This window comes from Psychrobacillus sp. FSL H8-0484 (assembly GCF_038005325.1).
Lineage (GTDB): Bacteria > Bacillota > Bacilli > Bacillales_A > Planococcaceae > Psychrobacillus.
Genome location: NZ_JBBOSZ010000001.1, coordinates 316,641 through 328,810 on the forward strand (window position 1 = coordinate 316,641; position 12,170 = coordinate 328,810).

A 12,170-nucleotide genomic window follows, 5' to 3' on the forward strand; every position below is an offset into this window, starting at 1 on the left:
TTCGGATTGTCATCATACACAAGTTACAGGTGTTATCCTTAATTTGTTAAAAAATAAAGAATAAACAGACTATTGACACTAGTAAGTTATTGTTTTATTATTAACTTGTACACATAAGTGGTCAACTACTTTAATGTGAATGAAGGAGGATTTGAATTGCTAGATAAGAATGATTTTACTCCTTTGTATATTCAACTGTATCGTCAATTGAGGTTGAAGATAGTAAATGGTGAGTATATACAAGGGGAAGCGATTCCATCTGAAACAGAGATGATGAAGTTGTTTGATACGACTCGCGGTACCATTAGAAAAGCCTTGTCTTTGTTAGTGAATGAGGGGCTAGTCCATCAAGTTCGTGGGAAAGGTACTTTCGTTCGACTAAGTCCACTTCAGTACAGTATTACCAATTTTGGTGGCTTTACTGATTATTTGAAAAACCGTAATGAGCTAGCCGTTTCGAAAGTATTAGAACAAAACAGAGTGACAATTGATGGAACAGAATACTATCAGTTGACGCGAGCCCGTGGCGTACAAAAGGAAGATTCCGTTACCTACTTGATGATTGATACCTCATTGCTTCCAGTGAACTTATTTCCAGACCTAGACAAAAATAATTTTGAAAATGAATCGCTTTACAAAATACTGCGTGAACAGTATCGAGTTAAGCCGACTCGGTCGGAAGTCTCTTTGTCACCGATTTTAATCGATGACCAAATGAGAAACATACTAGAGTTAAATGGAGAAGAAGTTGCATTACTGAAAGCGGAAGGAAATGTATACGATCAAAACAATAGAAAGATAGAAAAAGTGAAAATCGTTTATGCACCCACTATTGAATTCAATATAATGACGAGTATTAACTCGGCCAAATAATTTTTTTATTTCATGGATGGAAGCGTATACATTTCGATAAGTGATGTATTCAGATTGTAAAGATTAAATAATTTTATTTAATTTCTATAAAAAATTAAAAGGGGGATGTCGTGTGAAAAAAATGAATAAGTTAACAATCTTTTTAATTCCAATTGGGATTGCGGTCAACTTTATAGGGGGTCAAATTGCACTCTTATTAAAATTACCGCTCTATCTGGATTCGATTGGAACAATTACAGTAGGTGCACTTTGCGGGGGAATACCAGGAGCAATTGTTGGAGCAATCACAAACGTTAGTATTTCCGTTACAAATCCAACATCACTTGCTTACATTTGGTTGAATATCGGTTTCGGTTTACTTGCTGGTTATTTATCGAAAAAAGGTGTATTTAAAAAACTATGGAAAACAGTTTTTGCTGGTTTGGGTTTCGCTATTATTGGCGGAGGCGTTGGATCAATGATTACTATTTTGTTATTTGATGGTTTAGGTGCAGGGACGACAGGTATGATTACTGGTGTGCTAATGACAATGGGGTTATCGGTACAGGCAGGTGCATTTATTTCTGAGTTGTTTGCTGATTTACTTGATAAAGTTCCGACGTTAATTATTGTATTTTTCATTCTTAAAAGTATTCCAGTACGAACATTGGCTAAGCTTCCACTTGGACACGTTCTAATTGACAAGGATAAGTTGCAAGGTGCGACTGTAAAAGTAGCATAACAGTGAGTAGAACATTATAGTGTATTCGCTTATCCCCCCATGTAGCGTATTTCTGCATGTGGGGAAATTTTTTTTACATAATTTGAATGATAGAACTACCACCACTTTTGAAGAGGAGACATGTACATGGATTATGCATTTATCGATTCGTTTAGAAAAGCACAAGTACAAAATAATTGGTTTTTAGATCTTAATCCACTAAGTAAGTTAAATATTATCCTCATTTTAGCGATTATCCCGATTGTCGCTAAGAGTTGGATAGTTAGTGTAGCGGTTATCCTTTTTTATTTTATTCTCGCAACAGCGTCCAGTCGTATCAAACAGTTCTCAAAAGTCTATATTCGGCTTGGACTTCTAATTGGTTCGTTACTCTTCATCATGAGGGCGATGTTCATACCCGGAGAAGATGTACTGATGAAATTCGGCTTTCTCACAATTACGCAAGAAGGCGTGGACCACGGAATACAGTTTGCTACATTAGTTGTGGCAATTTGCGGAGCGCTTGTATTTTATAGTGTTGCGACGCAAGCGAAAGACTTAATGCTTGCCCTAGAAAAAAAGGGTGTCTCTCCTACGGCTACCTACGTTATTCTTTCTTCGCTCCAGTCCATTATTGACCTTGGTAGCATGTCGAAGCTAATTATGGAATCTCAGAAAGCGAGGGGAATCGAGACGGAGGGAAAAGCCATTAATCGCATCAAAGCTTTTTTCCCGATACTGGGACCATTATTTTTAGGGGCTATCTCCAATTCAGAAGAAAAGGCGATTGCAATGGATGCAAGAGCATTTTATGCACCCGCAAAAAATACGCATTTACGCGAATTACGGCCGGTTCCTCTGTCTGAGAAAATAATTTTGCTTATCGTCAATCTTGCTTTTATAGGATTTATCGTATGGAGGGTTGTTGGATGAACTGTATTTCACTTAAAAATGTTTCCTATAAGTATCCCTATACAGAAGAATTCGCTCTCCAAGAGCTGAATTACGCGTTTGAAACAGGGAAATGCTACGGTATTATTGGAGCCAACGGAAGTGGAAAAACAACATTTTGTAATTTACTTAGAGGGATGATTCCTCATTTTTTCGAAGGTGATCTTACGGGTGATGTTTTGATTGAAGGGAAAGATGTGCGCAATTGGGATAGTAATTTATTATCCACCAAAATAGGATATATATTTCAAAATCCGTTTACGCAGATCAGTGGAATTAAAGACACTGTCTTTGAAGAAATTGCGCTAGGCCTTGAAAATCTAGGTGTGGAAAAAGAAGAGTTGATCGATAGAGTCATCGAAGTTGTGAAGCTTTTAAAACTGGAACAACTTATCAAGAAAAACCCGAATAATCTTTCAGGTGGTCAAAAACAACGCGTTGCATTTGCATCCATTATTGCCATGAATAACGATATCCTTGTGATCGATGAACCGACTTCACAGCTCGATCCGGAGAGTACTGCTGAGATTTTTGCGATTATCAATTTGTTAAAGGAACAAGGGAAAACTATTTTTCTAGTTGAACACAAAGTGGATTTGATAGCGGAATACTCGGATGAGGTTATCGTGTTAAAAGATGGTCGGATTACCTTAAGCGGTTCAACGCTAGATGTGCTTTCCAATATAGAGCTTCTTCAGATGGGTGTTATGCTTCCTCAAGCAGCTATGCTTAGTTACGACATGCAAAAGGCGGATGAAGCTTTCGATACAATCGCGATAACGAAATCCCAGGTAATAGAACAGATCAAACAAAGGGTAGGTGTGTAAATGGAAGCGATTGAGTTAAAGAATGTTTCGTTTGCTTACCCTGATGGACATGTAGCTAACGAAGAGCTAAATTTGATCATAAAAAAAGGGGAAAGAGTAGCAATTGTAGGACAGAATGGAGCGGGAAAGACGACAGCGGTGAAGTTAATGAATGGGTTAAACAAACCTACGAGCGGTGATGTGTTCATTAATGGCGTGAATACCAAAGCGCAAACCACGGCCCAAACTTCTGCCTATGTTGGCTACGTTTTTCAAAATCCGGATGATCAGATTTTTAATAGTAATGTCCAAAAAGAAATTGAATACATGCTCCATTATTTAAAGCTAGATGCACAGGAAATCGAGCGGCGTGTAAGTAGGGTAGTTGAATTGACTGGGATCGAAGGCTATTTAAATATGAATCCATTCGATGTGCCCTATTCGATCAGAAAATTTGTAACTATCGCCATGGTGTTGGCCTTAGAAACACCATATATCATCCTTGATGAACCAACAGCAGGACAAGATTTACATGGTATTCAAACACTCACAAACCTGTTAGATAGACTACAGGAAGAGGGGAAATGTGTAATTACAATTACTCATGATATGGAGTTTGTAGCAGATAATTTTACACGTGTGATAACCATGGCAAATAAAAGGATTATTGCAGATGATTCGGCACGGAATACATTTTGGTCTGCAGAAATCTTAAAGGAAGCCAGGCTTAAAAAGCCTCAAATTGGAGAGATTTCTGAGGAACTCGGCATGGATGGGAATATCATCTACCGACATGAACTGGTGGAACTACTAAACAAGAAATAATGAATACATAAACACAAAAAAAATGGTATGAGGTGAAGGGATTGCGTATTAAAACAGAGGATTTTCTAAGCTTATTTAATGTGAACAAACCTATATTGGCAATGATTCATTTGAAAGGTGAAAGCAATGAAGAGAAGGTTGAAATTGCTAAACTAGAAATTGATCAATTGATTGATAATGGCGTGGATGCTGTAATCATTGAAAATTATTTTGGTCCCCCTGAAGTGGTGGAAGAAGTGTTAAGTTATGTATATCAAAATCGGAAGAATATTATATACGGTGTTAACGTGCTTGATAATGATAAGAAAGCATTTGAACTTGCCGTTAAATACGATGTGAAATTCATTCAGTTGGATTCGGTTGCAGGACATCTGCACTTAGATGAAGATCGCGAGTTTGATGAATGGATTACGAATGCACGCAAACAAACGAATGCCTTTGTACTTGGTGGCGTTCGATTTAAATATCAACCTTATTTGTCAGGCAGAACGTTAGAAGAGGATTTAACGATTGGGATGACTAGATGCGACGCAATCGTTGTGACAGGCGAGGGGACAGGTCTAGAAACAGATATTACGAAAATCAAGGAATTTAGAAGGATTATGGGGAATGACTTTCCGCTTGTTATTGGTGCGGGTCTAACTGCAGATAACTTTAAAGAGCAACTTGAAGTAGCGGATGCTGCAATTGTAGGAAGCTATTTGAAGGACACATTTAAGGATGATGGAAATGTTAGTGTTGAAAACGTGCGTCATTTTATGACTCAAATAAAGAACGTACGATAGGCTTTTCCTATCGGTAAGGAGGGGTACACATGAATAGCGATTATTCTTTTTTTGTTGGAGACATTGCGTTAGACCAATATTATAGGTCTCCGTATTGGCCGGGGATTCGTGAAAAAGTCCTTGTAGAGACGTTAGACGCTTATGTCGGCGGAATGATAGCGAATGCAGCAAGTGTCTATGCAGCTTATAATGAAAACATTTACTATCTTGCTTTGCTTAATAGTGGAAGTATTACACAAATTCTCTGTAAGGATTTACAAGATAGAGGAATAGATACACGGTATATTCTCCATGATGATTCGCTGCCAGATGCGAAGAATATGATTATATTAGCAGAAGATGACCATACATTATTTATCCCGACATTGGGCATTACTCATTTTGAAATAACGCATGAAATTATCGATGCAATGTGCAAGGCAAAATACGTATATACATGTATTTCAGAAATTAGACCTTTACGATGCGGAGATATGGACGCACTCGACATTATTAAGAAAGTCAGAGCAAGTGGTGCGAAAATGGTCTATGATTTGGATGTCGCTCATTTAGAAGCAGGTGACGAATTATTTATTGAAGACATGGACATTGTATTTTTCAACACGATTGGTTTTGACACCTATCGAAAAGAGAAAACAACTGAACAAGCTGTTGCCCAATTATTTGAATTTGGAACGGAAATCGTAGTCGTTACACATGCAGAAGACGGGTGTGTTGTATATACAAAGGATGAGCAGATTCAAGTTCCAGGAATCCCAGTTGAAGTTGTTGATGTAACTGGAGCAGGAGATACATTTTGCAGTTCGTTTATCCATGCCCTAAATAAAAGTGATAATTTAACACTTGTAGCCCGTTTTGCAAACGCTGCTGCTGCTCGAGCAGTAACTGTCATGGGTCCTCGTGGAGGAGTGGCTTCAAACGAGGAGATTATCGACTTTATGAAAGAGCAGAATGTTCTCCTAGACAATACGTTCGACTGTTTCATGTCTAAATGACATATATAATGGGGGGAGGGTAAGGTATGAAAATCATTGCACAATCTGTGTCATCAATTGATTTCTCGGAATATGGAAAGTACTACAATATGAGAAATCAACCACATAATGTTATACGTTCGGAAGGCGATGGTTGGAAAGATAGTATGACGGATGCACCTCTTATAAATTCAGAGGGGCATTTAGGATTAACTGTTGGATCACCTTTGCCAAGTAAAACATATAAAATGGAAAGACATTTGCATACTGAAGAAGCCCTTTTTTGCATGGCAGACCCCATAGTGTTGGCGATTGCAAACAGTGGAAACCTGAAACACCCCAGAGCGGAAGACATCAAAGCAATCATCATTCAACCTGGGGAAGCTGTTGTGTTGAAAGAAGGCATTTGGCATGATGCCTGTCATGGGATTGATGGTGTTGTACCTTATTACTGGTTCGCTCAAGTCCTAGACACCCCAACTGAGTGGATAGAAATAGCAGATGGACCCGTTGAAATTCGGGTCACTGCAGACTAATAAATAATCCATATCTCTTGGGTATCTATGACTTAAACAGTGTTCACCAGATATTAATAACAAATTTCCGGAAAGAAAAAAGCTGAGGGAAGTGACTTGTCACTTCCCTCAGCTTTTCTTCTATAGCTACAGATGTAGTAGATACGCAGTCCAAAGCTATCCGGAAAACCTAGGGCATACTCTATCTTTTTTAAAACTATAATTCTTGTCAGATTAACCTATCTAGAACAAGTCATCTCATTTAAATTTCTTCTAAAATCCCTTTAACTAATTCCACAAATTTAACTCTAACTTTACCAGCAACTTCAATTACTTCGTCGTGATTTAATGGTTGGTCTAATATGCCACATGCCATATTCGTTAAGCAAGAAATACCGAGTACTTTCATATTTCCGTGAGTGGCTACAATCGCTTCTGGTACTGTTGACATACCAACAGCGTCAGCGCCTAATGTACGAATCATACGGATTTCAGCTGGTGTTTCGTAAGTAGGTCCACTCCACCAAGCATAAACACCTTGTTGTAATGGGATGTTTTGTTCGTTCGCTACTTTAGTGGCAATAGTACGAAGCTCCTTGTTATAAACTTGTGATAAATCAGGGAAACGAGTGCCCAATTCATCATTATTTGGTCCAATTAACGGATTGGTACCAACTAAATTAATATGATCGGTAATTAACATCAAATCTCCTGGGTTAAAGCTTGTATTCACGGCACCACAAGCGTTTGTAATAATCACATTCTCTATACCAAGTGCTTTCATTACACGTACTGGGAAGGTTACTTCATCCAAAGTAAACCCTTCATAATAATGAAAACGACCTTTCATCGCTGCTACAATTTTTCCGTTTAATTCGCCAATAACAAGTTCGTTTGCATGACCAATTGCTTCAGACTTTGCAAAGTGTGGAATTTCACTATAAGGAATTTTGACCGGGTTCTTAATTTCATCTGCAAGTGTTCCTAAGCCAGAGCCTAGAATCAGTCCAATCACAGGACGAGCGTCTGTTTTACTCATAATGAAATCTCTAGTTTCTAAAATATCTTGGATATTGTGCATTAATAATTCCTCCTTGGAACGTTATCATTAAAGTTTGGTACTGATAATACTCTATATATATGTAGCCTACTTCTGCTATAGAAAATAAAGTATGTTATCGATAAAAGTTTAATGGAGGGAAGAATCATTGTAAAGGAAACCACCACATAAACGTACTTGTAATAGGAATATATTTGTTATTAATTCTGTGTAGAAGACAATTTCAATAATTAATAGAATTATCCGTCAATTTATATAGTGAAATAAGATTAATAATAATGGGGTATTTTACTAGGAATAGATTTTGATGCATTTTTGATTACTCAAATTTAAAGGGGGATTTTCAGATGGAAAAGTTTGCAGAACAAATACGCGGTTTGGCTAACAGAGTTGAAACATTGAGAGCATCAATTGGAACGGAGGAAGCAACAAAAACAGCTATTGTTATGCCGTTTTTTCAAATTCTTGGGTACGATGTTTTTAATCCAAATGAATTTACACCAGAATTCACAGCAGATGTTGGGATTAAGAAAGGTGAAAAAGTGGACTATGCAATTTTATCCGAAGGAAAGCCTGTTATATTAATTGAGTGCAAAGGGATAAATCAAGTATTAACTAAACATGACTCACAACTATTTAGATATTTCGGAACTACAACTTCCAAGTTCAGTATTTTAACAAACGGGATTGAATATAAATTCTTCACGGACTTAGAGCAACCAAACAAAATGGATGCTTCTCCGTTTTTTGTGTTTAATATCACAGAACTAAGAGATACACAAATTAGCGAAATTGCTAAGTTCAGAAAAGAAAATTTCGATGTAGATAAGATTACAAGTAATGCTTCAGAACTAAAGTATTTGAATGCTCTTAAAATTTATCTTTCTGGTCAATTTAACATGCCATCAGAAGAGTTTGTCCGATTTCTTGTAAATCAAATTTACGACGGTGTAAAAACTAAAACGACTCTAGAAAAATTCACTCCAATAATAGCAAGAGGCTTAAAACAAATTGTGAATGAACAAGTAAATGACAAATTAAGTGCCGCACTAAAATCTACGAATGAAAATAAACCTGTCATTGAAGAAGAGCAGGAGGAAGTCCGTGAATTCCCAGAAATAATCACAACACATGAAGAACTAGAAAGCTTTTCAATCACAAAAGTTATATTAAACGGAGTGTTTGACTCGGAGAGAATATTCTATAGAGATAATAAGAGTTATTTCAATATCCTTATTGACGACAGTATTCGCAAGTGGATCATGCGAGTATACTTCGAAAAAAATCGGAACTTCATTATTTTAAATAATGCACCGAACGATAAAGAACGGACGGTAATAGAATTTGAAAAACCTTTAGATTTATTGAACTCTAAAGATTTGATTGTGAAGACTGCTGAACATTTTTTGTAAACCTAGCTTTTACAACTATTAACTGTGCACCGTGAAGAGTTAGAAAAAGAGTTTGTAAAACATAGTGTTGGACCAAAACGCTTGCAAGAGCTATTTTGTTGTACCATTCGTATGATAAAAAGTTTTTTAGGAGAGAGTGAGGGAGATGTTGGAGCATAATGAATAAGTAGATATCTCTACCTGACACAAGTAGAAATATCTACTTTTCTATGTTTCCAAGGTTCATTATTAATCTAAAATCTCTCCCTATGCGACAATCGTTTGTAGTAATAGTTTCAATAACTCTTCTAATGTTTCTGGTAATAGTTCTGGTAAATCTATTGGACTCTTCATTTCTATTCCTCCTTGAATCTCGTATTCTATTACCAATATAGGAAATCTATTTCGATTTTATACCTAAATTTAGAAGGAAATTTTAAAAATGTTGATAATCTCTTAAAAAAGAGATTATCGATCTAAATTACTTTAATCTAGGTCCTAAACTCCCAAACTCATATCGGCATTTCCTAGACATTTCTTCTAGTAATCTACATAAATGTCTAATTGACGTTTTCGAAAGTATTCTATATTATGAATAGGTACCCGAATGATCGGGAGAGGTTCATAGCTGATACCCTCTATAAAAAACTATGGATACATGACTATTCGCCATGTCCATATTTGGATGTGGCTTTTTTTATGTTTTTTATCCTATTTGTTTTATAGAACAGTTGCAGATGCCTCTCTTGATAAAGTGTTGGGAAACATTTTATTAGGAGGTTTTTTTTATGTCTAGCCGAAATCATGAAGAAAGTTTAAAAGATTTAACCCTGTTAGGGAATCAAGGAGTACAGTATTCTTTTAATTATGCACCAGAGGTATTGGAGTCAGTGGATAATCTTCATTCCAATCGGGATTATTTTGTGAAGTTTAATTGTCCAGAGTTTACTAGTTTATGCCCGATTACGAATCAGCCTGATTTTGCAACTATGTACATCTCGTACGTACCGGATCAAAAAATAGTAGAGAGTAAATCACTAAAATTATATTTATTCAGTTTTAGAAATCACGGGGATTTCCATGAAGACTGTGTAAATATCATCATGAACGATTTAATTAAATTACTTGATCCAAGGTATATTGAGGTCTGGGGGAAATTCACTCCACGTGGAGGACTTTCCATTGATCCATGGTGTAACTATGGGAAGCCGGGTACGAAATACGAAGAGATGGCTCATTATCGTTTGATGAATCATGATCTTTATCCAGAAAAAATAGATAATCGATAAACGAGGAATTGAATAGTCAGTCATATGAAGGAAGAGGTTTTTAGCTACCCTCTTTAAAAAACTAAGGAGAAAACAGCATTCTTTCTTAGGATGCTGTTTTTTCATGATAAGGGAGTTTTTACAGATGAAGCAGGAGAAAGCAATCATTGTATTTAGCGGAGGTCAAGACAGTACGACTTGTCTGTTCTGGGCAAAAGAACGTTTTGGAGAGATTGAGGCAGTGACTTTTGATTATGGTCAAAGGCATAGTCTTGAAATTGAATGTGCGAAGGAGATAACCAAGGAACTCGGTATCAAGCATCACATACTGGATATGTCACTCTTGAATCAGCTTGCTCCGAATGCATTGACACGAGAAGACATAGCGGTAGAAGACGGAGAAGAAGGTGGACTACCCTCGACTTTTGTGCCTGGCCGTAATTTGCTCTTTCTTTCCTTTGCCGGAGTTTTAGCAAGCCAAGTGGGAGCCAAGCATATCGTGACTGGCGTGTGTGAAACTGATTTCAGCGGATATCCCGATTGCCGAGATATTTTTGTAAAATCCTTAAACGTAACATTAAATTTATCCATGGACGATACCTTTGTGATCGATACACCGCTAATGTGGCTGAACAAGGCACAAACATGGGAGCTTGCTGATCAGCTCGGGGCGCTGGAGTTTGTTCGGGAAAAAACGTTGACCTGCTATAACGGTGTAATAGCAGATGGTTGTGGGGAATGTCCGGCATGTAAGCTGAGACAAAAAGGGCTTGATGAGTATTTAAGCTTTCGGAAGGAGTCTTAAGGCATGCCTGAATTTAGAATTGTCGATAAGCTCCAAAAAATAGACGAAGATATTCAAAGGAGTCAATTGAACTATCATTCAAAGCGTGTTCTTGTGAGCAAGGAATTTACCTTTGATGCTGCCCATCATTTACATCACTACGAGGGGAAATGTAAGAACCTGCATGGTCATACGTATCGTGCCGTATTAGGATTGAGTGGATATACGGATGAACGTGGTTTGATGATAGATTTTGGCGATATAAAAGAGATATGGAAACAAAAAATAGAGATTTATTTGGATCATCGTTATTTAAATGAAACCCTGCCACCGATGAATACGACGGCAGAGAACATCGTTGTCTGGATCTACGAAAAGTTGGTCGAAGCCTTGCTTGAGGAACAACGATATACCGGGGCGCGTATAGAATTTATCAGGCTGTATGAAACTCCGACAAGCTATGCTGAAGCGAGACGGGAGTGGATGGAAGTTGAGTAAGGTGCCCGTTATGGAGATTTTTGGACCGACAATTCAAGGCGAGGGAATGGTAGTAGGCCAGAAGACGATGTTCGTGCGGACTGCGGGCTGTGACTATTCCTGTTCCTGGTGTGATTCATCGTTTACATGGGATGGCAGTGGCAAGCATCTTATTGTCCAAATGACAGCAGAAGAGATTTGGTCCGAGTTGAAACGTCTTGGAGGCAATGGTTTTTCATTTGTCACGATTTCGGGTGGCAATCCGGCACTCCTTCGAAATTTGGAAGCACTCATTGCAATATTAAAAGAAAATGAGATAAAAATCGGAGTGGAGACACAGGGAAGCAAATGGCAGGAATGGCTGTATGATATCGATGAACTAACGATTTCACCAAAGCCACCTAGTTCCGGAATGACTACGGACTTTTTTGTGCTAACTGATATCTTAGGGAAACTTAAAAATCGAAACAGCGAGCAGCATATATCCCTCAAAATAGTTGTTTTTAATCAAGCGGATTATGATTATGCCAAGCAAGTTCACCTTCGATATCCGACGATTCCTTTTTATCTCCAGGTCGGAAATGATGATATCACGACGACGGACAATTCGCGGTTGATCACCCATTTATTGGAGAAGTACGAATCGCTGATCGACACGGTCATTGCGGATGAGGAATTAAGAGATGTCAAAGTACTGCCACAGCTGCATGCTCTTGTTTGGGGTAATAAAAGAGGCGTGTAGTGGGCAACTACAAAACTGT

The 12,170-nt window shown here is 37.7% G+C and carries 15 protein-coding genes and 2 riboswitches; of the genes, 13 read left to right on the forward strand and 2 right to left on the reverse strand.

Going from position 1 to position 12,170, the window contains the following annotated elements:
- Nucleotides 1-156 precede the first annotated feature (156 nt).
- The 8 genes from MHH81_RS01585 (at nucleotide 157) to MHH81_RS01620 (ending at nucleotide 6,450) form a co-directional block, all read left to right on the forward strand.
- Nucleotides 157-873: a GntR family transcriptional regulator gene (locus MHH81_RS01585; protein WP_340917162.1), complete on the forward strand. Its 717-nt coding sequence runs from the start codon at nucleotides 157-159 to the stop codon at nucleotides 871-873.
- Nucleotides 874-985: 112 nt separating this feature from the next.
- Nucleotides 986-1,594 (forward strand): hypothetical protein, encoded by a 609-nt coding sequence (locus MHH81_RS01590; RefSeq protein WP_340917164.1) that lies wholly within the window; start codon nucleotides 986-988, stop codon nucleotides 1,592-1,594.
- A gap of 126 nt (nucleotides 1,595-1,720) precedes the next feature.
- On the forward strand, nucleotides 1,721-2,506 hold the full coding sequence (locus MHH81_RS01595; protein WP_340917167.1) for an energy-coupling factor transporter transmembrane component T: 786 nt from the start codon (nucleotides 1,721-1,723) through the stop codon (nucleotides 2,504-2,506).
- The gene (locus tag MHH81_RS01600; RefSeq protein ID WP_340917170.1) at nucleotides 2,503-3,351 is read left to right on the forward strand and encodes an energy-coupling factor ABC transporter ATP-binding protein; all 849 of its coding nucleotides are present in this window, start codon (nucleotides 2,503-2,505) and stop codon (nucleotides 3,349-3,351) included. The genes MHH81_RS01595 and MHH81_RS01600 overlap by 4 nt, the downstream gene beginning before the upstream one ends.
- Entirely contained in the window at nucleotides 3,352-4,155 is an 804-nt protein-coding gene (locus MHH81_RS01605) for an energy-coupling factor ABC transporter ATP-binding protein (protein WP_340917173.1), read from the forward strand.
- Between the two features lie 41 nt (nucleotides 4,156-4,196).
- Nucleotides 4,197-4,940 (forward strand): BtpA/SgcQ family protein, encoded by a 744-nt coding sequence (locus MHH81_RS01610; RefSeq protein ID WP_340917176.1) that lies wholly within the window; start codon nucleotides 4,197-4,199, stop codon nucleotides 4,938-4,940.
- Nucleotides 4,941-4,969: 29 nt separating this feature from the next.
- Entirely contained in the window at nucleotides 4,970-5,935 is a 966-nt protein-coding gene (locus MHH81_RS01615) for a carbohydrate kinase family protein (RefSeq protein ID WP_340917179.1), read from the forward strand.
- Nucleotides 5,936-5,961: 26 nt separating this feature from the next.
- Entirely contained in the window at nucleotides 5,962-6,450 is a 489-nt protein-coding gene (locus MHH81_RS01620) for an ureidoglycolate lyase (RefSeq protein ID WP_340917182.1), read from the forward strand.
- Nucleotides 6,451-6,691: 241 nt separating this feature from the next.
- Here the strand turns inward: MHH81_RS01620 and MHH81_RS01625 are convergent, their stop codons facing one another.
- Nucleotides 6,692-7,510, reverse strand: coding sequence for a purine-nucleoside phosphorylase (locus MHH81_RS01625; protein WP_340917183.1), 819 nt, complete (start codon nucleotides 7,508-7,510; stop codon nucleotides 6,692-6,694).
- Nucleotides 7,511-7,836: 326 nt separating this feature from the next.
- Here MHH81_RS01625 and MHH81_RS01630 point away from each other — a divergent pair, with 326 nt between their 5' ends.
- Complete coding sequence (locus MHH81_RS01630) at nucleotides 7,837-8,901, forward strand: type I restriction endonuclease (RefSeq protein ID WP_340917185.1); 1,065 nt, start codon at nucleotides 7,837-7,839, stop codon at nucleotides 8,899-8,901.
- Between the two features lie 246 nt (nucleotides 8,902-9,147).
- On the opposite strand, the gene MHH81_RS01635 is transcribed toward MHH81_RS01630, so the two are convergent.
- The gene (locus MHH81_RS01635) at nucleotides 9,148-9,270 is read right to left on the reverse strand and encodes a hypothetical protein (protein ID WP_340917187.1); all 123 of its coding nucleotides are present in this window, start codon (nucleotides 9,268-9,270) and stop codon (nucleotides 9,148-9,150) included.
- 221 nt (nucleotides 9,271-9,491) lie between these two features.
- A riboswitch (PreQ1 riboswitch) is annotated at nucleotides 9,492-9,538 on the forward strand.
- Between the two features lie 130 nt (nucleotides 9,539-9,668).
- On the opposite strand from MHH81_RS01635, the gene queF reads away from it, so the two are divergent.
- From queF to queE, 4 genes are all read left to right on the forward strand, one after another.
- Nucleotides 9,669-10,169, forward strand: coding sequence for a preQ(1) synthase (queF, locus tag MHH81_RS01640; RefSeq protein ID WP_340917189.1), 501 nt, complete (start codon nucleotides 9,669-9,671; stop codon nucleotides 10,167-10,169).
- Between the two features lie 27 nt (nucleotides 10,170-10,196).
- A riboswitch (PreQ1 riboswitch) is annotated at nucleotides 10,197-10,240 on the forward strand.
- A 53-nt stretch (nucleotides 10,241-10,293) separates the two neighbouring features.
- Nucleotides 10,294-10,953 carry a 7-cyano-7-deazaguanine synthase QueC gene (gene queC, locus MHH81_RS01645; protein WP_340917191.1) on the forward strand — a complete coding sequence of 220 codons (660 nt, stop codon included), beginning with the start codon at nucleotides 10,294-10,296 and terminating at the stop codon, nucleotides 10,951-10,953.
- A gap of 3 nt (nucleotides 10,954-10,956) precedes the next feature.
- Nucleotides 10,957-11,430: a 6-carboxytetrahydropterin synthase QueD gene (gene queD / locus MHH81_RS01650; RefSeq protein WP_340917193.1), complete on the forward strand. Its 474-nt coding sequence runs from the start codon at nucleotides 10,957-10,959 to the stop codon at nucleotides 11,428-11,430.
- Entirely contained in the window at nucleotides 11,423-12,151 is a 729-nt protein-coding gene (queE, locus tag MHH81_RS01655; RefSeq protein ID WP_340917196.1) for a 7-carboxy-7-deazaguanine synthase QueE, read from the forward strand. Before queD ends, queE begins: the two co-directional genes overlap by 8 nt.
- Nucleotides 12,152-12,170: the final 19 nt, after the last annotated feature.

Coding starts and splice junctions, on each gene's coding strand:
- MHH81_RS01595 (WP_340917167.1), top strand. CDS start 1,721: ATGGATTATGCATTTATCGATTCGTTTAGAAAAGCACAAGTACAAAAT.
- MHH81_RS01600 (WP_340917170.1), top strand. CDS start 2,503: ATGAACTGTATTTCACTTAAAAATGTTTCCTATAAGTATCCCTATACA.
- MHH81_RS01605 (WP_340917173.1), top strand. CDS start 3,352: ATGGAAGCGATTGAGTTAAAGAATGTTTCGTTTGCTTACCCTGATGGA.
- MHH81_RS01615 (WP_340917179.1), top strand. CDS start 4,970: ATGAATAGCGATTATTCTTTTTTTGTTGGAGACATTGCGTTAGACCAA.
- MHH81_RS01620 (WP_340917182.1), top strand. CDS start 5,962: ATGAAAATCATTGCACAATCTGTGTCATCAATTGATTTCTCGGAATAT.
- MHH81_RS01625 (WP_340917183.1), bottom strand. CDS start 7,510: ATGCACAATATCCAAGATATTTTAGAAACTAGAGATTTCATTATGAGT.
- MHH81_RS01630 (WP_340917185.1), top strand. CDS start 7,837: ATGGAAAAGTTTGCAGAACAAATACGCGGTTTGGCTAACAGAGTTGAA.
- queF (WP_340917189.1), top strand. CDS start 9,669: ATGTCTAGCCGAAATCATGAAGAAAGTTTAAAAGATTTAACCCTGTTA.
- queC (WP_340917191.1), top strand. CDS start 10,294: ATGAAGCAGGAGAAAGCAATCATTGTATTTAGCGGAGGTCAAGACAGT.
- queD (WP_340917193.1), top strand. CDS start 10,957: ATGCCTGAATTTAGAATTGTCGATAAGCTCCAAAAAATAGACGAAGAT.